19 protein-coding genes and 1 pseudogene are annotated in these 21,883 nt (G+C 62.4%); 6 read left to right on the top strand and 14 right to left on the bottom strand.

Going from position 1 to position 21,883, the window contains the following annotated elements; all coding sequences use genetic code 11:
• Positions 1-25: 25 nt before the first annotated feature.
• The 9 genes from LOL23_RS01505 to LOL23_RS01465 all read right to left on the bottom strand — a co-directional run bounded on the left by LOL23_RS01505 (position 26) and on the right by LOL23_RS01465 (position 10,218).
• A complete protein-coding gene (locus LOL23_RS01505; protein ID WP_160976276.1) occupies positions 26-1,816 on the bottom strand; it encodes an IlvD/Edd family dehydratase in 1,791 nt (596 codons plus the stop codon).
• Positions 1,817-2,024: 208 nt separating this feature from the next.
• Positions 2,025-3,074, bottom strand: coding sequence for a TRAP transporter substrate-binding protein (locus LOL23_RS01500; RefSeq protein WP_237173073.1), 1,050 nt, complete (start codon positions 3,072-3,074; stop codon positions 2,025-2,027).
• Positions 3,075-3,115: 41 nt separating this feature from the next.
• The gene (locus tag LOL23_RS01495) at positions 3,116-4,396 is read right to left on the bottom strand and encodes a TRAP transporter large permease subunit (RefSeq protein ID WP_160976272.1); all 1,281 of its coding nucleotides are present in this window, start codon (positions 4,394-4,396) and stop codon (positions 3,116-3,118) included.
• Between the two features lie 64 nt (positions 4,397-4,460).
• On the bottom strand, positions 4,461-5,069 hold the full coding sequence (locus tag LOL23_RS01490) for a TRAP transporter small permease (protein ID WP_237173072.1): 609 nt from the start codon (positions 5,067-5,069) through the stop codon (positions 4,461-4,463).
• A 113-nt stretch (positions 5,070-5,182) separates the two neighbouring features.
• Positions 5,183-5,929, bottom strand: a complete 747-nt coding sequence (locus tag LOL23_RS01485; RefSeq protein WP_237173071.1) for an SDR family NAD(P)-dependent oxidoreductase — start codon at positions 5,927-5,929, stop codon at positions 5,183-5,185.
• Positions 5,926-7,050, bottom strand: a complete 1,125-nt coding sequence (locus tag LOL23_RS01480; protein ID WP_237173070.1) for an Ldh family oxidoreductase — start codon at positions 7,048-7,050, stop codon at positions 5,926-5,928. The genes LOL23_RS01485 and LOL23_RS01480 overlap by 4 nt, the downstream gene beginning before the upstream one ends.
• 127 nt (positions 7,051-7,177) lie before the next feature.
• Positions 7,178-8,698 carry a tripartite tricarboxylate transporter permease gene (locus tag LOL23_RS01475; protein WP_237173069.1) on the bottom strand — a complete coding sequence of 507 codons (1,521 nt, stop codon included), beginning with the start codon at positions 8,696-8,698 and terminating at the stop codon, positions 7,178-7,180.
• Positions 8,699-8,702: 4 nt separating this feature from the next.
• Positions 8,703-9,170: a tripartite tricarboxylate transporter TctB family protein gene (locus tag LOL23_RS01470; protein WP_160976266.1), complete on the bottom strand. Its 468-nt coding sequence runs from the start codon at positions 9,168-9,170 to the stop codon at positions 8,703-8,705.
• A 67-nt stretch (positions 9,171-9,237) separates the two neighbouring features.
• Complete coding sequence (locus LOL23_RS01465) at positions 9,238-10,218, bottom strand: tripartite tricarboxylate transporter substrate binding protein (protein WP_160976264.1); 981 nt, start codon at positions 10,216-10,218, stop codon at positions 9,238-9,240.
• 325 nt (positions 10,219-10,543) lie between these two features.
• On the opposite strand from LOL23_RS01465, the gene LOL23_RS01460 reads away from it, so the two are divergent.
• The gene (locus LOL23_RS01460; RefSeq protein WP_160976262.1) at positions 10,544-11,344 is read left to right on the top strand and encodes an IclR family transcriptional regulator; all 801 of its coding nucleotides are present in this window, start codon (positions 10,544-10,546) and stop codon (positions 11,342-11,344) included.
• Between the two features lie 6 nt (positions 11,345-11,350).
• Here LOL23_RS01460 and LOL23_RS01455 read toward each other — a convergent pair whose 3' ends face one another.
• The 4 genes and pseudogenes from LOL23_RS01455 to LOL23_RS01440 form a co-directional block, all read right to left on the bottom strand.
• Positions 11,351-12,190 carry a M48 family metallopeptidase gene (locus tag LOL23_RS01455; RefSeq protein ID WP_160976260.1) on the bottom strand — a complete coding sequence of 280 codons (840 nt, stop codon included), beginning with the start codon at positions 12,188-12,190 and terminating at the stop codon, positions 11,351-11,353.
• Positions 12,191-12,298: 108 nt separating this feature from the next.
• A complete protein-coding gene (gene aroC / locus LOL23_RS01450) occupies positions 12,299-13,357 on the bottom strand; it encodes a chorismate synthase (RefSeq protein ID WP_160976258.1) in 1,059 nt (352 codons plus the stop codon).
• Positions 13,358-13,486: 129 nt separating this feature from the next.
• On the bottom strand, positions 13,487-14,971 hold the full coding sequence (locus LOL23_RS01445; protein ID WP_160976256.1) for a protein adenylyltransferase SelO: 1,485 nt from the start codon (positions 14,969-14,971) through the stop codon (positions 13,487-13,489).
• A gap of 158 nt (positions 14,972-15,129) precedes the next feature.
• Positions 15,130-15,486: pseudogene (locus tag LOL23_RS01440) on the bottom strand (DUF2069 domain-containing protein); the annotation flags it as partial.
• 68 nt (positions 15,487-15,554) lie between these two features.
• Between LOL23_RS01440 and LOL23_RS01435 the strand changes: the two are divergent.
• On the top strand, positions 15,555-16,895 hold the full coding sequence (locus tag LOL23_RS01435; RefSeq protein WP_160976252.1) for a YihY family inner membrane protein: 1,341 nt from the start codon (positions 15,555-15,557) through the stop codon (positions 16,893-16,895).
• Between the two features lie 9 nt (positions 16,896-16,904).
• A complete protein-coding gene (locus LOL23_RS01430; RefSeq protein WP_160976250.1) occupies positions 16,905-17,369 on the top strand; it encodes a CBS domain-containing protein in 465 nt (154 codons plus the stop codon).
• A 54-nt stretch (positions 17,370-17,423) separates the two neighbouring features.
• Here LOL23_RS01430 and dusA read toward each other — a convergent pair whose 3' ends face one another.
• The gene (gene dusA / locus LOL23_RS01425) at positions 17,424-18,389 is read right to left on the bottom strand and encodes a tRNA dihydrouridine(20/20a) synthase DusA (RefSeq protein ID WP_160976924.1); all 966 of its coding nucleotides are present in this window, start codon (positions 18,387-18,389) and stop codon (positions 17,424-17,426) included.
• A gap of 201 nt (positions 18,390-18,590) precedes the next feature.
• Here dusA and LOL23_RS01420 point away from each other — a divergent pair, with 201 nt between their 5' ends.
• The 3 genes from LOL23_RS01420 (at position 18,591) to LOL23_RS01410 (ending at position 21,869) form a co-directional block, all read left to right on the top strand.
• On the top strand, positions 18,591-19,697 hold the full coding sequence (locus LOL23_RS01420) for an S-(hydroxymethyl)glutathione dehydrogenase/class III alcohol dehydrogenase (protein WP_160976248.1): 1,107 nt from the start codon (positions 18,591-18,593) through the stop codon (positions 19,695-19,697).
• A 124-nt stretch (positions 19,698-19,821) separates the two neighbouring features.
• Entirely contained in the window at positions 19,822-20,688 is an 867-nt protein-coding gene (gene fghA, locus LOL23_RS01415; RefSeq protein WP_160976246.1) for an S-formylglutathione hydrolase, read from the top strand.
• Between the two features lie 215 nt (positions 20,689-20,903).
• Positions 20,904-21,869: a homoserine kinase gene (locus LOL23_RS01410; RefSeq protein ID WP_160976244.1), complete on the top strand. Its 966-nt coding sequence runs from the start codon at positions 20,904-20,906 to the stop codon at positions 21,867-21,869.
• Positions 21,870-21,883: the final 14 nt, after the last annotated feature.

The following is a 21,883-nucleotide window of genomic DNA, read 5'->3' as shown; positions in this document are numbered from 1 at the left end:
AGTAGCGTTGACGGGTGCCAATGGTTCAATGATTGTTGCGCGATTCGCCGCGCGTCTCGATGATGTTCAGATACTGCGTCGCCGGCTCCAGGCAACCGCCTGTCTGGTGCTGGCCCACCATGCCGCGATAGATCTCCTCCCACGGCGTCTGGTGCTTGAGTTCGGGGGCCTGCCAGGCTGCGCGCCGCCGTTCCAGCTCGCCGTCGGGCAGCAGCGCGTCCACGCGCCGACGATTCAAGTCGATGCGTACGACATCACCCGTGCGCAGCAAGGCCAGGCCGCCGCCAACGGCGGCCTCGGGCGACACGTTTAGAATGGAGGGGCTGGCCGAGGTACCGCTCTGCCTGCCATCACCCATGGTGGGCAGTGTCTCAATGCCGCGCGCAAGTAATGCGGCAGGCGGCTGCATGTTGACGACTTCCGCCCCGCCCGGGTAGCCCACGGGCCCCGCGTTGCGGATGACCAGCAGCGTGTGTTCGTCCACGCCCAGTTCGGGGTCTTCGATGCGCGCGTGATAGTCCTCGGGGCCTTCGAATACCACGGCCTTCAGATCGACCACACCCGGATGCGCCGGATCGGACAGAAACCTGTCCCGAAAGGCAGTGTCAATCACGCTGGTTTTCATGACAGCGCTTTCAAAGAGATTGCCGCTAAGCACCACATACCCGGCATCTTTCTTCAGCGGCTTGCCCCAGGGGCGTATAACTTCGCGGTCCGGCTCGGCGACATCCCGCAGGTTGTCTGCCACCGTCTTGCCAGTAACCGTCATCGCGCCTCCCTGCAACCGGCCCGCCGCCAGCAGTTCGCGCATCACGGCCGGCACCCCACCTGCACGGTGAAAGGCTTCGCCCAGGAAACGGCCTGCGGGCTGGCAGTCCACAAGCAGCGGTATTGACGCCCCAAGGCGCTGCCAGTCATCGAGCGTATGCGCCACCCCCATGTGGCGTGCGATGGCAATGAGGTGGATGGGGCAGTTCGACGATGCGCCCAGTGCCGCCGCCGCAACCACGGCGTTTTCGAAGGCTTCTCGCGTGAGTATGTCCGACGGCCGAATGTTTTCATGCACCATGTCGACAATGCGCTTGCCGGTTTCATAAGCCATCCAGCCTCGTTCGCGGTACGGCGCGGGGATCGCTGCGCAACCGGGCAGCGACATGCCCAGCACTTCAGCCAGCGAATTCATCGACAGCGCGGTGCCCATGGTGTTGCAATGCCCCGCCGAAGGCGCCGACGAGGCCACGTTGTCCATGAACTCGCCGTAGCCGATTTCCCCCGCAGCCAGGCGTTTGCGCGCGTCCCACACTACCGTGCCGGAACCGGCCAGCTTGCCGCGCCACCAACCATCCAGCATGGGGCCGCCCGAGAGCACGATGGCGGGGATGTTGACCGTTGCCGCAGCCATCAGACAGGCCGGCGTAGTCTTGTCGCAGCCTGTGGTCAAGACCACGCCGTCCAGCGGGTAGCCATGCAGGATCTCGACCAGCCCCAGATACGCCAGGTTGCGATCCAGCGCTGCGGTCGGCCGTTTGCCCGTCTCTTGGATGGGGTGCACGGGAAATTCCAGCGGCACCCCGCCTCTGTCGCGGATACCATCACGCACCCTGCGGGCCAGCTCGAGATGGTGGCGGTTGCAAGGCGAAAGATCGGAACCAGTCTGCGCGATACCGATGATGGGCTTGCCCGACTGCAGTTCCTCGCGCGTGAGCCCATAGTTCATGTAGCGCTCGATATAGAGCGCCGTCATGCCCGGGTCGGCGGGGTTGTCGAACCACCTGCGGCTGCGCAGTGTGGAAGCATCAGATTCCGGTGTATCCATGGCCGTGAAAATCCTTGTCATCGAAACCGCGCGGAACGCGCGGCAGTGTATGGTTGCGAGGCGTGCGCGCTGCGGTGTATTTGTGTAGTGGAATGTGTGGTGTTCAGCTCCGCGATGCGCCTGCCGCACAGCATCGTGCGCATCGTGTGTGCCGTGCTACGTGTGCCGTGCTGCGTGTGCGGTCCAAAGGAGCAGCGCCGGCTTCCGGTCAAGCCGCCTGCTCTGCCTTCTTGGCGGCCTCCATGACGGCGTCCACCGTCTCGACACCGATCTGCGCCTTCAAGCCGCTGACAATGGGTGCGAGCTTCTCACGAATCTTCTCTTTCTCAGCCGGCGAGAATGACGATACCTTCATGCCGTTCTTTTTCAGGAAGTCCATGGCGGCCACATTGCCTTCGCGGCTAAGCGTGCGCTGCCTGGCCTGGGCGGTTTTGGCGGCCTCGCTGATGATCTGCCGCTCATCATCCGAGAGCTTGTCCCACCAGCGCTTTGAGGCCAGCAGCACAAAAGGCGTATAGACGTGATTGGAGATCGTCAGATAAGGCTGCACCTCGTAGAACTTGCTGGTCTGTATGGTGCTGAGCGGGTTCTCTTGCCCATCCACGGTCTTGGTTTCAAGCGCCGTGAACAGCTCCGTGAACTGCATGGGGATCGCGTTGGTGCCCAAGCCATCAAATACCTTAAGCGCCACCTGGTTCTGCATCACGCGCAACTTAATACCCGACAGGTCCTGAACGGTCGCAATGGGATGACGCGAGTTGGTGATATTGCGGAAACCGTTTTCCCAGTACAGTAGCCCGACAAGGCCTTTTTCAGGCAGCTTGTCCAGCAGTTTCCTACCTTCGGGCCCGTCCAGCACCGCATCGGCAACCTTCTCGTTATCGAACAGGAAGGGCAGATCGAACACGCCAAATTCCTTGATCAGCCCGGCCAGCGGCGCGGTAGAGACAAAGGTCATTTCCTGCGAACCGCCGATGAGCGCGTTCTGCATCTGCTCATCCGAGCCGAGTGCCCCATTACCGTATGTTTTGACCTTCATTTTGCCGTCACTGAGCTTGGCTACTTCATCGGCGAAGAAGCGCGTCGCCTGCCCCGTCGGGCTGGTGTCGGCCAGGCCATAGCCGAAACGTATGATGCGGGTTTTGATGTCTTTAGCCACCGCCTCGTGGGCGGCCAATCCCATGGACGCCAAGGCTGCCAGGCTCAGGGCCAGGGCCTTCAGGGCAATGCGCTTTTTGAGCTTGAATACGCCAGTCATGTCATTTATCTCCTCAATTGTCCCGCGGCGCGGGCGTTGTTCTAGTAAAACCACCGCAAGGGCGCCAGCACGATCTGCGGAAACAGCACCAGCAGCACAATCAGCGCGGTGTATGCCATCACGTAGGGCCAAACGCCCTTGATGATGTCTTCCATGCGTATGCGCGCAACGCTGCATACAACATTCAGCACCGTGCCCACCGGCGGGGTGAGCAGCCCAGCGCATCCGACCATAATGAAGATGACGCCGAAATAGATGGGATCGATGCCGGCTTTTTCGATTACCGGCATCAGCACCGGCGCAAGAATCAGGATCGTGGGCGTGAGATCCATGGCCGTGCCGACCACCGTGAGCAGAATGACCAGGCAGAACATCAGCAAGGTAGGCGACTCGACCAGCGGGCCTAGCATTTCGATGATGGACTGCGGCAGATCCGCCAAGGTGATCATGTAGGAGGTCACCAGCGCCGCGGCCACCATGAACATCACCACGCTGGTTGTCATGGCGGCACTGGCCAGCAGCGGCAGCAAGGACTTGACCGTGATCTCGCGGTAAACCACCATGCCGACAAACAAGGCGTAGATGGCTGCGACAGCGGCGGCCTCGGTGGGCGTGAAAATGCCGCCGCGCAAGCCGCCTATGATGATGACCGGCAGGAACAAGGCCCAGATCGAATCGCGCAGCGCCCGCAGGCGCACCGGCCAGTGCTCCTTGGGAGAAGCAATAATGGTGGTCGAGCGCGCCGAGATAAACGCCCACACCAGAACCAACACCAGGCCCATCAAGAGGCCCGGAACGATCCCGGCGATGAATAGCTTGGTGACCGAGACATTCGCGGCTACACCAAAAATAATGAAGGAGATAGAGGGCGGGATGATGGGCGCGATGATACCGCCGGCCGCGATCAGCCCCGTGGCCTGGTTCATGTTGTAGCCGCGGCTGCGCAGCATCGGCACCAGCATGGCGGCGAGCGCGGCGGCATCGGCCACCGCCGAGCCCGACAGCGCGGCCAGCAGCACACTGGCCATGATGGCCACATAACCCAGTCCGCCCTTGATATGCCCCACGAAGCTGGCCGCCAGGTGCACCATGCGCCGCGACATACCACCCGCATTCATAGCCTCGCCGGCCACCATGAACAGCGGCACTGCCATGAGTGCAAAGTTGTCCGCGCCCGTCAGCATGTTCTGCGCCAGGATCTGCGGATCGAAAAAAGAGAGATGGAACATCAGCGCAATGGCGCTGAGCAATAATGCAAATGCGATCGGCGTGCCTATCGACATGAAGCCGAGCAATGCACCCACGAAGATGAATACTGTCATGGTTCAATATCCTTGAACGATTGAGCGCACCGTTGCGCTGCTGCGCAGCCCGCCGGCAATACGCTCAGACATCATCGACAGTGTCGACAGAAGTGCGAAACCTGCCGGCCGTTGCGCGCGTGGCCGGTGTGCGCAAGGCCGCATACAGGTCGCACAACAACATGAGCGCCATCAGCACCGACGAGCACAGCACGGCGCCGCTGAACACCGCAATGGGCAGGCCCGACACAGGCGTCACCGTCTTCACGCCAATCACGGTCTGTTCCCACCCGCCATCGATCAACAGCCACAACACCCACAGGATCAGCAACTGCCGGACGATATGCAGTGCCTTTTGCACCTGCGGTGAAAAGCGATCGAGCAGCATATTGATGGCAAGATGCTGGCGCGCGCGCAAGGCCAGCACGGCGCCCGCGAACGTCAGCCATACAAATGCCATGCGCGACACCTCTTCCGAAATCGTGATGCCTGAGTTGAAGACATAGCGCAGCACGACGTTGCCGAATACGAGCACGAGCATGGTCAGCAAGCTAAACGAGATGATCAGCGTAAGAATGGCAAACAAATGGTCGGCAAGTGTGCGGGTGCGGCGCACATCCACCTGCGCAATCCGCGCCGCCTCTGCGCCGTCAGCTCCGGAATCCGCTGCCAGCGTGTTTCTGCTATCTGTCATGTCTCCTCCTGGCCGCCCCGATCCATATCCACATGCCCGCGGACGCCGAGTAATCGGCATGGCGGCCGGCATTGCCCAGGCACCATGCGGCTGTCCAGCGCGCCGGGCAACCGTCAATACGTGCCACGCCCGCCCGAAATGTCAAATACCGCGCCTGTACTGAAGGAGCAGTCCTCGGACGACAGCCAGCACACCATGGCGGCGATTTCATCGACACCCACGAAACGCGCCATGGGTATCTTGGACAACATATAGTCGATGTGCTGCTGGGTCATCGACGCGAACATGTCTGTCTTGGCCACTGCCGGTGTCACGGCGTTGACCAGCACACCTTTGCCTGCCAATTCCTTGCCCAGCGATTTGGTCAGACCAATCAGCCCCGCCTTGGATGCGCTGTAATGCGAAGCGTTGGGGTTGCCCTCTTTGCCGGCGATCGAGGCGATATTCACAATGCGCCCGTAGCCCTGCCCAATCATGTGGGGAATCAGGCTGCGGCAGGTGTAGTACGGCGCGATCAGGTTAATGTCCACCACCTCTTTCCATCCCACAGGATCAAGCTCCCATGCCAGCGCATTGCCGCCCGTTACCCCGGCATTGTTGACAAGAATATCGACCTTGCCATGCCGCGCCAGCGTTGCCTGGGCGCTCGCTTCCACGGCGCCCAGCTCCGTCAGGTTCACCTCATGTGTGCTGCACCGCTCGCCCAGTGCCTGCTGCGCCTCGCGCATGCGCGAGACATCGCGATCCCAGATGGCGACGCTGCCGCCCGAACCCAGAATGCGCTGCGCGATTGCAAACCCGATGCCGCGCGCCCCGCCCGTCACCACGGCCACCCTGCCTTTCAAATCCAGTTGATTCATGCCTGTTGACTCCAATCCTGCTTGCTTTGTGGAAATTCAATACGGTGGGCCTGCGCGAGGTCTCGCAGCACTGGCACGATGCTTTGATGCAGAGCGACGCCCCGTCGTGTCTGTTCGTCGCGCAGCGCCAGCGCACGATCGCCGGGCAGCCTTACGGGGCGCCCCGCGTCGCTGGGCGGATTGTCGCGGCATTGCTCGGCCAGCCAGTCCATCTGCCGGCGGAACGCATCCTTGCCGGAAAAGCCCACCGTGTCGTACAGGCTGATGAATACGGTGGCGCCCCAGCCCTGCGCATCGTCCGCGCGGCCATAGCCCGCCAAACCGCCCGTGAGTGCTTCAACGAGCAGCGCCAGGCCGTAGCCCTTGTGCCCCGCTTCCAGGCCGCCCACGGGAAGAATGCTGCCCGCCGGCGAGGCGAACAGTACAGCCGGGTCGCGGGTGGGCCGGCCTTCGGCATCGATCAGCCATTCGTGGTCAAAACGTGCGCCCGCCTGCGCGAGCCGTGCGCACTGCCCGTTTGTGGTGACCGAGGCCGAGATATCGATCAGCAGTGGCGACGCGGCCGGTATGCCCGCCGCAATCGGATTGGGGGTGAATACCGCGCGCGTGCCGCCGAAGGGCGCCACGCTGCGTCCGGCCGGATCCGACGACGCCAGCACCACCAGCATATCTTGCTCAACCGCCTTGAGCAGATAGCTGGCGAGACAGGCAATATGGTGGCTGCGCCGTATGACCATTGTCGCAGTGCCAAACTGCCTGGCGCGCGGCGCCAAGGTATCGAGCGCCTGACTCACCAGCCATGGGCCGGGTAGCCGCCCGCCGTCCCACAACACAGATGCGCCCTTGTCGGCCAACAGCTCAGGTTCGCCGCTGCGCGCCATATCACCGGCGGCAAGCTGTGCCGCATAGGGCGCCAGCAGCGCAAGGCCGTGCGTGGTGTGGCCCAATAGATCGCCCTCCACCAGCACGTCGGCAACCGTGGCCGCCATGTCCGCCCGCAAGCCTGCCCGCTCCAGTACCTGCGCGGCAAACCTCGCGAGATCGTGGGCGCGATAACGTCCGCCCGCCGCATCCGCGCCCGCGTCATTCATAGCCCGCGCTGTATTCACTCCTCTCGTCATGCCTGCCCGCCTCCATTCTCGTCATTGATCATGCCGTCGATGCCGTTCATCTTCGATGCGTCTTCATTTAGCCCTTCATCCGCGTTCAACACCCGCCTGACCTCACGCCCATTCGGGCAGCCGCGCGTCACCCTTGCTGCACCCGCGCCCGCCGCGCCGGTCTCGCTTTCAGCCGCACAAGCGCCTTGATCAACGGGGTGAGCCAGACCAATATGGCAAACGCCCCAAGCGCACCCGCGATGGGCCGGCTGAAGAACATCATGAAATCACCGTCCGCCTTGATCATGGAAAAAATAAAGTGCTCCTCGAGCATGCCGCCCAACACCACCCCCAGCACCGCCGGCGCAATCGGGAAGTCGTTTTCTTCCATAACGAACGCCAGCACACCCATGGCCAGCATCACCATCACGTCGAAGACACTGTTATTGATCGCAAACGTACCGACAATGCAGAACAACAGAATCAGCGGCATCAGGATATTGCGCGGCACGTTCAGCACCCGGCTCGCCAGCCTGACCGCAAGATACCCAAGCGGCAGCATGATGAGGTTGGCAAGAATGAACACCAGGAATACGGCATATATCTGTACCGGGCTGTTGGTGAAGATCATTGGGCCAGGCGCCATATTCTTCATATAGAGCACGCCAATCACAATGGCTGTTATCGAGTCGCCGGGGATGCCGAACACCAGCGCCGGTATCCAGGCGCCCGCAAGCGCCGAGTTGTTGGCGGCACCCGCCTCCACAATGCCCTCCACATGACCAGTGCCGAACTTCTCGGGTTCGCGCGAGAAGCGTTTGCTGATGCCGTAGGACATCCATGCCGCGATATCCGCCCCCGCCCCCGGCAAGGCGCCGATGACCGTGCCCAGGACACTGCCGCGCACCACACTCTTGGGGTAGCGGCGCAGCAAGCCTCCCATGCCCGAGAAAATATTCGCGACTTGCTCCTTGATCTCCACGCGCGTCTGCGTCGCATCCTTGGCGTAGCGCAACACTTCGGAAATCGCGAACATACCCACCATCATCGGCAGGAGCGTGACACCATTGAGCAAAGCGTCGTTGCCGAAGGTGAACCGGGGAAACGCGGCGGGGTTATTCATGCCCACGCATGCCAGCAACAGCCCGATCAAAAGCGAGACGAAGCCGCGCAACGTGCTGGAAGGTGATATGAAGATGGCGCACGACAAGCCCAACACCACAAGCCAGAAAAACTCATAGGAAGAAAAATTGAGCGCCAACTCGGCAAGCATCGGCGCCGAGGTGATCAGTACCAGTGTGCCGAACAGGCCGCCGATGCACGAAAATACAATGCTCGCCCCCAGCGCCTGAGCCGCCAGACCGCGCCGCGTCATGGCATAGGCCTCGTCGGTATAGGCCGCGGACGATGGCGTGCCGGGTATGCGCAACAGGCAGCCTGGTATATCGCCCGAGGTGATCGCCATGGCCGTTGCCGTCACCATCATCGCAATCGCCGGCACCGGATCCATAAAGAAGGTGACAGGCACAAGAAGGGCCACCGCCATGGTGGCACTCAGGCCAGGCACCGCGCCGACAAACAGCCCGAAGACGGCCGAGAACAGGATCACGCCCAGCACGAACGGATCGGCAATCTGCGCAAGCGCGGCGGATAGATTGGAGAGTTCCATGGCGTCACCAGGCAAAGGCGCCCAGCACACCCCAAGGCAGAGGCACGTGCAGCACGCTGTAGAACATGAAATGGATCACCAGCACGCTGGCTGCCGAGCAAAGCAGCGCCCGCCGCCACGTCACGCCGAACGCGCGGAAAAGCACCATCAGGCTAAGGAAGGCGCAAAGCAGAAAGCCAAGCGCATCACTGGCGGAAAAGTAAAAAACCAGCACACCCGGCACGAGTGCAAACCGCAACACCGATACAGGGTCGCGCATCCAGTCAGCCCGCGCCACGCTGACCGCTCGGCGGCGCAGACCCTGTATCACCAGCAGCACGGCACAAATGAACAGGCCCGCGGCAATCACAGAAGGGAAAAGGCTGGCCCCGAACTGTTGGCCGGGAATGGGTGGGAAAGCCTGGGCAGCGGCAAATGCAATGACCGAAAAAACACCCAGCACGATCCCGATCAGGGTATCGTCGAATTTCATGGCGGCTTGAATCCTCGTCAAACCCGAGCCGCCCTGCACGCGCGGCCCGGGTGCTGCGCGCGGCGTGTTATTTCGGTGCGGGGCGCGCCATGCCGATCGCCGCGATGACCTCACCGAAATCGTCCATGGACTTTTTCATATAGGCGCCATACTCCTGGCCACTGGCATAACCCACGCCGAAGCCGCGCTGCTTCATAAAGTCACGGAATTCCTGGCTTTTATTCACATTCGCGAGCGCGGTTTCCAGCTTCTTGACCACTTCATCCGGCAACCCCTTGGGGCCGGCAATGCCGCGCCAGACACCGATCTTCCAGTCGCTGCCGATCGACTCTTTGAGCGTGGGCACATCGGGGTACAAGGGCTCGCGCTGGTCTGCCATGACCGCGAGCGGCCGGGCCTTGCCCGCATCGATCATGGAGCGCGCCTCGGGCAGCGACGTGGGGACGATATCTATGCCGCCGGCTGCCAGTTCCAGCATGGCCGGCGCCGCGCCATTGGAAGGCACGAAGGGCACGGCAGTGGGCGCAAGACCGGCATTCTTGAGCAAGCCAGCGATTGCGATATGCCAGATGCCACCCTGCCCTGTCCCTGATGCCTTGAGCTTGCCTGGGTTAGCTTTGATCGCATCCATCAGTTCGCCCATGGTCTTGTAGGGCGATGCGGCGCTGACCGACACCGCCGCAGGATCGACGTTCATCAGTGCAAGCGGGGTGTAATCGGCCGGCGTGAGCTTGGTAAGCCCCAGATGCCGCATCATGGCGATTTCGACCGTCAGCATACCCAAGGTGTAGCCGTCGGGCTTGGCGCTGGCAATGGCAGCGTGGCCAACGACGCCATTGCCGCCCGTGCGGTTAACCACATTGACAGGCTGGCCAAGCTCCTTCTCGAGCAGCGTGGCCACAATACGCGCAGTTGCGTCCGTACCGCCGCCAGCGCCCCAAGCCACCAGCATGGTAATGGGCCGCTCGGGCCAAGCCGCGTGCGCGGCGCTTGCGACTGCACTGACACACAACGCGAGCGCCGCCTTGAGCAAACGATGTCTCTTCATGGTGTACTCCTCCTGTTATGGCTGTTTTGTATCCAACGACCGTATCAATACAATGCAATGCGGCCCGGGGAAATGGCGCGGCTTTACAAGGATACTGCCCGCCCCGTATTTGTTTTTATATATAAAACTGTATTTCTAACAGTCTGGCGAATATCGTAAGCCAGCCCGAACCGCCAAGCAATGGCCAACTACCTTTTAATGATTAGGGATTTCCCTTCTTGGTAACACTACAAACAAAGCCGCAAGGGAGAGATAATTGTTCAATAGCCCAGAAAAACGCCTAATTGTTTTTTACATATAAAAAACGTTACTCATAACAAGCATCATGACAACACCCGCACCCAATCGCTACAGCGCCCCGGCACTGGAAAAAGGCCTGGACATCCTTGAGGCCTTGGCCCAGACGGACGGTGGCTATACGCTCAACGAGCTAGCACAGGCGCTGGGCCGCAATGTGAACGAAATCTTCCGAATGGTGATGACGCTGCAGCATCGCGGCTACATTGCCCAAGGAGAGCCCGACGACCGCTATGCGCTCACCCTCAAGATGTTTCAACTCGCGCACCAGCACCAGCCGGTCAAGTCGCTGGTCCAGCTCGCTCTGCCGCTGCTGCGCGAGCTTGCGGAACGGGCGCGCCAGTCCTGCCACCTCTCCTTGTTCCGCTCAGGCCGGGTCGTCATTGTGGCGCAGGTGGACAGCCCCGAACGCTGGTCGCTGGGGCTCAAGCTGGGTGAGGCCATGGGGCTGACAGACACCTCTTCAGGCCATGTGCTGCTAGCCTACAAAGACGAGGTCGAGCGCACGCGCATGCTGAGCAGCCATATCAAGGTTGAAGGCGAACTGCAGATGGATCCGGGCGAACTTTTTGCCATCCTGAAGGAGGTGCGCGCCAAAGGCTATGCGTCCATGCCCAGCATACAGATCGGCGGGGTGACGAACATCGCGTTCCCCGTCTTCAGCGCCGATGGGCAGGTCATGGCGGCCATCAATATCCCCCACATTGCGCGTATCGACGGCACACCGCGGCCTTCCATCGAGCAGATTCGCGACATCATGGGGGATGTCTGCGGCCGCCTGTCGCGGCGCCTGGGGTACAACCCCGAGCCGGCGGCGCAGGCGGTGTAAGAGCCGTCAGCCCGCCTTGGCAGACTGCTGATACAGCGGCATCACCTTTTCCGATGCCTTCTGCAATTCTGCAATACGGGTAGAGGCAGAGGGGTGGGTGGACAGAAACTCGGGCTGGCCCGCGCCACCCAAGGCGTTCATTTTCTGCCACAGGGTGACGGCGGCCCGCGGATCATAGCCGGCGCGCGCGGCCAGTTCGACACCGATCTGGTCAGCTTCGGATTCGGCCGTACGGCTGTTGGGCAGGCTGAACATCACTTTGTTCAGCGCACCGCCCAGGTCACCCACCGCGCTGGTACCGGTAACCGCCGACAGGACAGACAGGCCGAGGTTGGACGCCATCTCGCGCGACACTTGTTCGCGCGTGTGCTCGCGCAGGGCGTGTGCCATTTCATGGCCGATCACTGCCGCCAGCTCCGCGTCGCTGGGTTTGATTTGCTTGATCAGGCCTGTGTAGACGGCGATTTTTCCGCCGGGCATGCACCATGCGTTCACCTCGTCGGAGTTCAGTACATGGACCTCCCAGTTCCAGCCGCGCGCATCGGGGCGAAAAACACCGACTTGCTGGATCAGCCGCTGCACGATCTTGTTCACGCGCGCGGTTTCCGCTGCATTGACGTCCAGCGCACCCTGGCTGCGCGCCTTGGACACGAGCGAGGTGTACTGCTGCGCCGCCTCCTGCTGCAAGGCAGCCTCGGACACCAAGCCTGACATATACTGCTTGCGCTCTACCCCAACGGCGCCCGAGCCCGTTGTCTGCACGGCTGAACATGCGGCCAGCAGTGTTGCTGCACATAGCGCGCCGACCGTACAAAGCCTGCGGATTCTTGAAGTATTGCTGTTCATGAGCGCTCCTTTGCTTTGATGCTGCTTGTGTTGAGCTTGCCTGGCAAAACCGCCACATGGCTGCCGAGGCGCGGCAGTGCTGGCGAAAAACACTGGAAAATCGTGAGCCTACCCACACTGCGCGCGATGCCGCAGCGCGTGGTCCATCAGTACAATGGCGAGCAGAGCCTCTGCAATCGGCGTGGCACGTATGCCTACGCAAGGATCGTGCCTCCCCAGCGTCTGCACCATGACCAGTTCGCCCGCCCGGTTGACGGAGCGACGCTCGACACGGATGCTGGACGTGGGCTTGATCGCCAACGACACCGTGACCGGTTGGCCCGATGAGATGCCGCCCAGCACGCCGCCGGCGTTGTTGCCAACAAAGCCTTCAGGCGTGATCTCATCGCCATGCTCTGAGCCGCGCTGCGTCACCGACTCAAAACCGGCGCCGATAGAAACGCCCTTGACCGCGTTCAGGCCCATCATGGCATGTGCGATATCCGCATCGAGACGGTCATACAGGGGTTCGCCCCACCCCGCCGGCACATGCTCGGCAATCACCTCTATCCGCGCGCCGATGGAATCGCCATCGCGGCGCAACTGATCCATATAGGCTTCCAGCTCAGGCACGATGCCGGCATTGGGCGCATAGAAGGGGTTGCCCGGCACGTCGTCCCAGGACACGAAAGGAATGGCAACCGGCCCCAGTTGACTCATATAGCCGCGTATACGCACGCCATGCGCCTGCGCCAGCCACTTCTTGGCGATGGCACCCGCCGCCACTGTCGGGGCCGTCAGCCGGGCCGACGACCGCCCGCCACCGCGCGGATCGCGGTCGCCGTACTTGTTGGTATAGGTGTAATCGGCATGCCCAGGTCGGAAGGTGTCGACGATATTGCCGTAATCCTTGCTGCGCGCGTCGGTATTGCGAATAAGCAGCCCGATCGGCGTACCGGTGGTCTTGCCCTGGTAGACGCCGGAAAGAATCTCGACTTGGTCCGGTTCCTGGCGCTGGGTAACGTGGCGCGATGTGCCGGGGCGCCTGCGGTCGAGCTCGGCCTGGATGTCGGCCTCGGACAGCGGCATGCCCGGCGGGCAGCCGTCCACCACCGCGCCGATGGCAGGGCCATGCGACTCGCCGAAATTGGTCACACAGAAGAGCTTGCCTAGGGTGTTGCCGGACATAATCGTTTTATTGTGAAGGGTTACGTAAAAAGGTGGGACGCGCCATCGCAGTGCAAAGCGCTGCCGCGATCTGATAGACGATTGTAGTAGAGCCTGCGTCGCCGGCCATGGCAACTGTACCCACGCACCTCATGACGAACAGCTCACTTCGAGCATGCCCGCCCATTGCGGCGGCTCCGCCGCATAGGCTTCATAGCCCGCACGCTCTGTATAGGGTTCGCGCAGCAGCCTGAGCAGGGTATCGATTTCAGTGGCATCGCCGCGCGCGGCTGCCCGGATAGCGTTTTCGGCCAAATAATTGCGCAGCACATAAAGCGGGTTGGCACCGTTCATCTGCGCCACACGCTCTGCGTCGGGGCGACCATCCCGCGCCAGCCGTGCCAGATATTGGTCAACCCAGGCTCGCGCCGGCTCGCGTTCGGGAAAACGCGCCACAAAGGCGTCGCTGTCCGCCGCCGCACCGGCCAGCGCACGAAAGCTGAGGGTGAAATCCGCCGACTGTGTGTGCAGCAGGCGCCACCAGCCGTCGATCAGCGTGTCGTCGCCGTTTTGGTAGCCCGCAAGGCCGAGTTTGCGCGCCAGATTTCCGCGGTATGCGGCAAGGAATGCTTCTTCGTAGCCGCCCAATGCGGCCTTGAGTGCGTCCTGCTCGCCGCCCAATTGCAGCAAGGCGCTGCCCAGGCGGTAGAGATTCCAGTGCGCCACGGCGGGCTGCGTGTTCCAGGCGTAACGCCCGGCAGTATCACTGTGGTTGCACACGTAGCCTGCCTGAAAGGCATCCATGAAACCGTAAGGACCGTAATCCAGCGTCAAGCCCAGGATGGACATGTTGTCGGTATTCATCACCCCGTGACAAAAACCGGCCGTTTGCCAATCGGCAATCAGCCGGGCAGTGCGCACGGTGACTTCGGCCAGCACTCGCGCGGCCAGCGCAGGCGCATTGTCGGGGCCGACCTGTTCCATGCACTCGGGGTAATGCCTGCGCGCCACGTACTCAAGCAGAATGCGCAGATTGTCCGGTTGATTGGCCCAATGCTCAAACGACCCGAAACGGACAAAGCTGGGCGAGACGCGGGTGACTATGGCTGCGGTTTCGACTGTTTCGCGATAGACCGGGTCATTGGACACAACCAACGCCAGCGCGCGAGTAGTGGGTATGCCCAGGCCGGCCATCGCCTCGCTTGCGAGGTATTCGCGCACCGACGACCGCAAAACCGCACGGCCATCGCCCATGCGCGAATAAGGCGTCAGGCCCGACCCCTTGAGCTGCAACTCAAGATTGCCGGCGGGCGTAATCACTTCACCCAGCAGATGCGCGCGGCCATCGCCAAGCTGCCCCGCCCAGACACCGAACTGGTGCCCACTGTATACGGCGGCGATAGTGTCACCGCCGGGCAACGGCTGCCCGCCGGAAAACACCTGCAGGAACTCAGGCGCGGCCAGCGCCGTTTCGGACAAACCCAGCATGGCTGCCACACCTGCGTTAGCGTGCAGCAGCCTGGGCTCAGTCAAAGGTTGCGGGGCCAACCGCGTGTAGAACGCGGCCGGCAGCGAAGCGTACGAGTTAGCAACCTCCAGCGCGACCAGCGAGTCTTTGAGCACGACCTGATCCATGACGCCCCCTATGATTGCGGCGCTGCCGACCTAGGCGCATCGCCAGCGGCGTCGTGCACCTGCCCTGGCACCTCGTCCGGGACCCCGTCCGGCGTGATCCGCGCCGCGATACCCGCGGCACCCCCGGCCACCATCGCCTCAGCGTTTTTGGCCGCCAGCTTCGCCGCCCGTTTCGCGGGCTTCAGGTAAAAGATGGCGCAACAATAGAACACCAGCGCCAGCCCTGTTTCAGCCAGGGCCAAGGCCACCGATACCGGCGACGTATCAGACCACGCCCGCACCACCCCTTCCATGAAGTACAGCAGGATCAGCATGGCGGCCCACTGCAGGGTATAGAGACTGCCCTTGAGCACGCCGCGCAGCGGCAGCAGCAGCGGCAGGGCCTTGAGCGCCAGCAGCGAACCGCCGGGCCGCAGGGGCGCCAGACGCAACTCCCAGGCCAGGCAAAGGATGATCAGCGCGACCAGCGTTACGGATGCGCCGTGGCGCAGAATGGGATTAAGTTGCGTACTCATGCTGGTATTATCACTCGAAAGCGCCCCCTGCGCCGGGCCCCAGGAAACACAGAAAGGTTCTGACACGCATGCCGCAAGACGATACAAACCATGTCGGCGGGAAAGCTTCCACCCGCCTTTCGAGCCGCTTGCGCTCAACTGCGCGTGATCTGTTCGCGCTGCCGGCCAACAGCGGTGCCGTTGCGCGGTTCGTCATCCAGCGCGCCGGAGACAAAAAACTGATGCAGGTGGCGTCTAGCCTGACGTTCACCACCGTGCTCAGCCTGGTGCCGCTGCTTACCGTTGTGCTGTCGCTGTTCACGGCCTTCCCGATGTTCAACGAATTCCAGTTGGCGCTGCAGAATTTCCTGACGGCCAGTCTGATGCCCCCTTCAGTGTCGGATACCGTCATGCAGTATCTGAACCAGTTCGCCGCCAAGGCGTCGGGGCTCACGGCCGTAGGTTCCTTGTTTCTTATCGTAACGTCGATATCGCTGATCATGACAATCGACGAAGCGTTCAATGACATCTGGCAGGTGCGTCAGCAACGGCCGATCCGCCAACGCATGCTGGCCTACTGGGCGCTTGTCTCGCTCGGCCCTATCCTCGCCGGGGCAAGCCCCTGGGCGCTGTCCCTGCTGGCGCGCAAGAGTGACGGCGTCATCGGCGACTTGTCCCAGGGCGGCTTTGCGCTCTCGCTGACGCCACTGCTGATCACCGGCACTGCCTTCACCCTGCTATTCCGCATGGTGCCCAACTGCAAGGTGGCGTGGCGCGACGCGTTCGTCGGCGGCATCGGCACGGCCGTGGTGCTCGAAATCATGCGCGCCGGGTTTGCCTACTACCTTGCCCGTTTTCCTTCCTATACCGTCATATATGGCGCCTTTGCCACGGTGCCAATCTTCCTGATGTGGATTTATCTGTCGTGGCTGGTGATATTGGTCGGTGCCACGGTGGCCGCCATTCTCCCGTCGCTGCGGCAGCGCCGTTGGGCGCTGGTGCACTACACCGGCGACGAGTTCATCGACGCGCTGCGCGCACTGCGCCTGCTGTGGCAGGCCCAGGCCGAAGGCCCCTCGCCCGGCCTAGGCACGGCCTATCTGTGCGATCGCCTGCAAATCCACCAGGATGAGCTGGCGCGGGTGCTCTGCCGGCTCAAAGACCTTGGCTATGCGGTTGATACCATGGAGAGCGGCGACGTAGTGTGGGTGTTGTCCTGCGACCAGCGGGCCGCCGATATCGGCCGCCTGGTGGATGCCATGCTGGTGGACCGCCGCCAGCCCGCGCTGCGCGGCAACCAGGCGCTGCTCGACGCCATTGCCAAAGCGCTGGTCGCCAAGCCTCCGCGGCTTGAAAGCCTGTTCGATACCGCGCCCCTACACGAACGACACAGGATGGTGCAAAATACAATGAACGACACAACAGGGTAGGAGGCTACCATGCTACGGGTAAACGAAATACTACGCGTCAAAGGCAATACGCTGTACACAGCCACGCCCGACATGCCCATCATCCGCGCCCTCGAAACCATGAGCGAACAGGACATCGGCTCCCTGGTCATCATGGAGCACGGCCAATTGACGGGCATGGTGACGTTCCGGGAAATCATCCGGCACTTGCACGACAACCATGGCGTCACTGGCGACAACACGCTTCGCAGCATCATGGACGACGCACCGGTCAGTGTATCGCCCAATACCAGCGCCGACGAAGTGCAGCGCCTCATGCTCGAAAAGCACGCGCGCTACATCCCGGTCATGGATGGCCCGACGCTGCTGGGTGTGATTTCGTTCTACGACATGGCGCAGGCTATCGTGGCGGCGCAACAGTTCGAGAACGACATGCTAAAGGCGTACATCCGCGATTGGCCGTCGGATACCGAGGCCGCACGCACGGGCCAATAAGGCCGTCGGCCCGCGCCAGCGGCCGTCGCGCGGGCCATTTGGCCTCCTGCCGCCTCAGTCGGGCAGCAGGTGCCCCGCCGTGCCCGCAGCGTTGCGAAACGCCTCCCAGGCCCGGCCTATCAAGGCCGGGTCATTGTTTTTGAGCAGCGCGACATCCGACAGCGTACGTCGCCAACCGCGCGCTCCAGGCGTGCCCGCCATCCACCCCAGCAGGCCGCGCACAATAATGCGCAGGGGCACGCCGCGCTTAACCTGAGCTTCGGCGTAACGCGTCATGTCGGCAACCACTGCGTCAGGGTCGGGCAGCGCAAAGCCGGGGTCACGTTCATGCTCGATCGCTGCCAGGATGCCCGGGTTATGCCACGCGGCGCGTCCCAGCATTACCCCATCAAAGCGCGCCATGAGTGCCACCGCATCGGGCACCGTGGCAATGCCGCCATTAAGCACGAATACACAGCCTGGGAAATCCGCCTTCAATTGCGCCGCACGCTCGTAGCGCAGCGGCGGGATCTCGCGGTTGTCTTTGGGCGACAGGCCCTTGAGCACAGCATTGCGCGCGTGCACCACGAATACTCGGCACCCCGCATCGTACAGCTTGCCGACGAAATCGTGCACGAAGCCGTGGTCGTCGTTGTAGTCCAGACCCAGGCGGTGTTTGACGGTAACGGGCACTGAAACTGCGTCTTGCATGGCCTTGATGCAATCGGCCACCAACGCGGGTTCAGCCATCAGGCAGGCGCCAAAGGCACCGCGCCGCACCCGCTCGGAGGGGCAGCCGCAGTTGAGGTTGATTTCGTCGTAGCCCCACTGCTCGCCCAGGCGCGCCGAACGCGCCAGTGCAGTGGGCTCGCTGCCACCCAACTGCAGTGCGACGGGATGCTCCACCTCGTTGAAGTCGAGATGCCTGGCCGCATCGCCGTGTGTCAGCGCCCCGGTCGTGATCATCTCGGTGTACAGACGGGCATGCGGCGACAACAAACGATGAAAATAACGACAATGCCTGTCGGTTACGTCGATCATCGGTGCGACGCACAGGCGCCATGCGGTAGGGGAAAGCGATGTTGTTGTCACAAGAAAAAGCCAATATCGGACGCGGGGCGGATAACGTGTATCATGCCCGCCGCCGCGCCAGGCGCAGCGGCCTTGAATGAACCTGCGGACTCACATAGACTTGCATGAGCCCGACGGGTTCTCTATTTTAAGTCACACGGACGCGAAACCATGAAAACAAAAGCAGCAATCGCCTGGAAGGCAGGCGCGCCCCTCACCATCGAAGACGTCGAGCTGGCCGGCCCCAAAACCTTTGAGGTGCTGGTCGAAATCAAGGCCACGGGCATCTGCCATACCGATTATTACACGCTGTCCGGCGCCGACCCCGAGGGCCTGTTCCCGGCAATTCTCGGGCACGAAGGCGCGGGCGTGGTGCTCGAGGTAGGCCCTGGCGTCACCTCGCTCAAGCCTGGCGATCATGTCATCCCCCTGTACACGCCCGAATGCCGCCAGTGCAAATCCTGTCTATCGCGCAAGACAAATCTGTGCACGGCCATCCGCGCCACCCAAGGCAAAGGCCTGATGCCAGACGGCACCTCGCGCTTCACGGTCGGAGGTAAGCCCGTGCACCATTACATGGGCACATCAACCTTCTCCAACCATATCGTAGTGCCCGTGATTGCCCTGGCCAAGATCCGCGACGACGCTCCCTTCGACAAAGTCTGCTATATCGGCTGCGGCGTAACGACCGGGATCGGCGCCGTGCTGTTCACAGCCAAGGTAGAGGCTGGGGCCAATGTGGTGGTGTTCGGTTTGGGGGGTATCGGCCTGAACGTCATCCAGGGTGCCAAAATGGTCGGCGCCGACAAAATCATCGGCGTCGACCTGAACCCCGAACGCGAAGCCATGGCGCGTAAATTCGGCATGACACACTTCGTCAATCCCAATGACGTCGAAAACGTGGTCGACCATATCATCCAACTCACCGACGGCGGGGCCGATTACTCCTTCGAATGCATCGGCAACACCAAAGTGATGCGCCAGGCACTCGAATGCTGCCACCGCGGCTGGGGGCAATCGGTCATCATCGGTGTGGCCGAGGCGGGTGCCGAAATCTCCACCCGTCCCTTCCAATTGGTCACCGGCCGCGTCTGGAAAGGCAGCGCCTTCGGCGGCGCGCGCGGGCGCACCGACGTGCCCAAGATTGTCGACTGGTATATGGACGGCAAGATCAACATCGACGACCTCATCACACACACCTTGCCGCTTGATCGCATCAACGAAGGCTTCGAGCTAATGAAGCGCGGCGAGTCGATCCGGTCCGTCGTCCTGTACTGATCCGGCGTCGCTGACGGCGGCAGCCAGTCAGCGCACCCTGTACGCCCTCTAGCGAGGCATTTTCAATCCAATCAGTTCCACTGGCGTCGGGCCAAGCCCGCGCCAGCGGCTGGAGACTCCAGACATGACGCATCAGCCTCTAGAACTCATCAGCGAACACCGCTGTTTCGACGGCATGCAACGCTTCTACCGCCATGCCTCGGACGTCATCGGCCTGCCGATGCGCTTTTCCGTCTATCTGCCGCCCAATGCGGTACAGGGCAAACCCTGCCCCGCCGTGTTTTATCTGGCGGGCCTGACCTGCACTGAAGAAACCTTCATGATCAAGGCCGGTGCACAGCGCGCCGCGGCGCGCGAAGGGCTGATCCTGATCGCCCCGGACACCAGTCCGCGCGGCGCAGGCATCCCCGGTGAGACCGATCACTGGGACTTCGGCGCCGGGGCCGGCTTTTACCTTGACGCCACCCGCGCCCCCTGGAGCAGCCACTACCGCATGTACAGCTACATCGTGCAGGAGCTTTACGATCTCGTCGCTGGCGCGCTACCGGTGCGCCCAAACGCCATCGGCATCATGGGGCACTCCATGGGCGGCCACGGCGCGCTGGTACTGGGCCTGCGCAATCCCGCACGCTTCCGCTCTCTGTCCGCATTCGCGCCCATCGCCGCACCAGCCAACTGCCCCTGGGGGCAAAAAGCCTTCAGCGGCTATCTGGGCGAAGACCGGCATGCCTGGCACGATTATGACGCCACCCGGCTCATCGCCAAGGCTGGCCAGCCCGTGTTTCCGGGCGGCATCCTGATCGACCAGGGCCTGGCCGACCAATTCCTCGCCGAACAACTGCGCCCGCAGGCATTCGGGCAGGCCTGCGCCGCAGTTGGCCAGCCACTGGTCTTGCGCGAGCACGAAGGTTACGACCACGGCTATTACTTCATCTCGACTTTCATCGAAGACCATCTGCGCCATCACGCCCAGCAGTTGGCCGGCGCATGATACCCGCCCCGCCCCCGTGACCACGTGTTTGGCACGCGCCCGCCCGTGGTTCGCGCATGGGGCGGGCGCCCAATGCACTAAAATCAGCCGGCCGACCCGCCATCGCTGACCGGTGCGACTACAATCCGCCTGCGGGGCGATAATCTCCCCTGCACATTAGCGACACCCGCCGTTCTATCCCTTGCGCATCCAAACCGTCTCACATCCAGTTCCATATGGCCGTATTCACCCCAGTCAGCGATAGCGACGCCAGCACGCTTCTCACCCGCTACGCCCTTGGCGACCTCGTTTCACTGCGGGGCATCACGGCCGGCATCGAAAACACCAATTACTTCCTCACTACCACCCGGGGCGAGTACGTACTGACACTGTTCGAAGTGCTCACGCATGAGCAACTGCCGTTCTATATCGAGCTCATGCACCACTTGGCCACACGCGGCATCCCCGTGCCAGAGCCACAAACTCTGCGCGAGGGCGGCCGGCTCACCACACTGCACGGCAAGCCCTGCGCCATTGTTACACGCCTGTCGGGCGGCTACGAGCCAGCGCCAAGCGCCGCGCACTGCGCGCTGGCGGGCCAGACGCTGGCGCGTGCACACCTGGCGGCACAGGATTTCCCCATCCACCAGCCCAATCTTCGCGGGCTGGTGTGGTGGCGCGAGACCGTGCCCAAGGTTCTGCCTTTCCTCGACGAGGCACAGGCAGAAATGATCCGCGCAACGTTGGCCGAGCAGATTGAATTCGCCGCCAGCGCCGCCTACGCCAAGCTGCCCAACGGCCCGGCGCACTGCGACCTGTTCCGCGACAACGTATTGTTCGACGGCACCTTCGAGATGCCCCGCATGGGCGGCATCATCGATTTCTACTTCGCCGGGTGCGACACCTGGCTGTTCGATGTGGCCGTCAGTGTCAACGACTGGTGCATCGACCGCGCAACAGGTGGTTTCGACGACCACAAGCTGCATGCGTGGCTGCACGCTTACCGCGCCGTAAGGCCCTTCACGCCCGAAGAACGCCAGGCCTGGCCACTGATGCTGCAAGGCGCCGCGCTGCGTTTCTGGACGTCACGGCTGTATGATTACTTCCTGCCGCGGCCGGCGCAAACCCTCAAGCCGCACGATCCGCGCCACTTCGAACGCATCCTTCGTCTGCGCCGCACCGTAGCGCCGCGCCCGTTATAAGCCGTACACAAAGG

Origin of the sequence: Paracandidimonas lactea, from assembly GCF_021653995.1 — a bacterium.
GTDB classification, from domain to species: Bacteria; Pseudomonadota; Gammaproteobacteria; order Burkholderiales; family Burkholderiaceae_B; genus Allopusillimonas; species Allopusillimonas lactea.
The sequence above is the reverse complement of the archived record's forward strand: the minus strand, read 5'-3'. Positions and strand labels throughout refer to the sequence as shown.

Excerpts from the sequence above, each read along its gene's own strand:
- LOL23_RS01430 (WP_160976250.1), top strand. The coding sequence starts at position 16,905 with ATGCTACGGGTAAACGAAATACTACGCGTCAAAGGCAATACGCTGTAC.
- LOL23_RS01495 (WP_160976272.1), bottom strand. The coding sequence starts at position 4,396 with ATGACAGTATTCATCTTCGTGGGTGCATTGCTCGGCTTCATGTCGATA.
- LOL23_RS01475 (WP_237173069.1), bottom strand. The coding sequence starts at position 8,698 with ATGGAACTCTCCAATCTATCCGCCGCGCTTGCGCAGATTGCCGATCCG.
- LOL23_RS01505 (WP_160976276.1), bottom strand. The coding sequence starts at position 1,816 with ATGGATACACCGGAATCTGATGCTTCCACACTGCGCAGCCGCAGGTGG.
- LOL23_RS01420 (WP_160976248.1), top strand. The coding sequence starts at position 18,591 with ATGAAAACAAAAGCAGCAATCGCCTGGAAGGCAGGCGCGCCCCTCACC.
- LOL23_RS01465 (WP_160976264.1), bottom strand. The coding sequence starts at position 10,218 with ATGAAGAGACATCGTTTGCTCAAGGCGGCGCTCGCGTTGTGTGTCAGT.
- aroC (WP_160976258.1), bottom strand. The coding sequence starts at position 13,357 with ATGTCCGGCAACACCCTAGGCAAGCTCTTCTGTGTGACCAATTTCGGC.
- LOL23_RS01485 (WP_237173071.1), bottom strand. The coding sequence starts at position 5,929 with ATGAATCAACTGGATTTGAAAGGCAGGGTGGCCGTGGTGACGGGCGGG.
- LOL23_RS01410 (WP_160976244.1), top strand. The coding sequence starts at position 20,904 with ATGGCCGTATTCACCCCAGTCAGCGATAGCGACGCCAGCACGCTTCTC.
- fghA (WP_160976246.1), top strand. The coding sequence starts at position 19,822 with ATGACGCATCAGCCTCTAGAACTCATCAGCGAACACCGCTGTTTCGAC.
- LOL23_RS01490 (WP_237173072.1), bottom strand. The coding sequence starts at position 5,069 with ATGACAGATAGCAGAAACACGCTGGCAGCGGATTCCGGAGCTGACGGC.
- LOL23_RS01460 (WP_160976262.1), top strand. The coding sequence starts at position 10,544 with ATGACAACACCCGCACCCAATCGCTACAGCGCCCCGGCACTGGAAAAA.
- LOL23_RS01480 (WP_237173070.1), bottom strand. The coding sequence starts at position 7,050 with ATGACGAGAGGAGTGAATACAGCGCGGGCTATGAATGACGCGGGCGCG.
- LOL23_RS01500 (WP_237173073.1), bottom strand. The coding sequence starts at position 3,074 with ATGACTGGCGTATTCAAGCTCAAAAAGCGCATTGCCCTGAAGGCCCTG.
- dusA (WP_160976924.1), bottom strand. The coding sequence starts at position 18,389 with ATGATCGACGTAACCGACAGGCATTGTCGTTATTTTCATCGTTTGTTG.
- LOL23_RS01445 (WP_160976256.1), bottom strand. The coding sequence starts at position 14,971 with ATGGATCAGGTCGTGCTCAAAGACTCGCTGGTCGCGCTGGAGGTTGCT.
- LOL23_RS01455 (WP_160976260.1), bottom strand. The coding sequence starts at position 12,190 with ATGAACAGCAATACTTCAAGAATCCGCAGGCTTTGTACGGTCGGCGCG.
- LOL23_RS01470 (WP_160976266.1), bottom strand. The coding sequence starts at position 9,170 with ATGAAATTCGACGATACCCTGATCGGGATCGTGCTGGGTGTTTTTTCG.
- LOL23_RS01435 (WP_160976252.1), top strand. The coding sequence starts at position 15,555 with ATGCCGCAAGACGATACAAACCATGTCGGCGGGAAAGCTTCCACCCGC.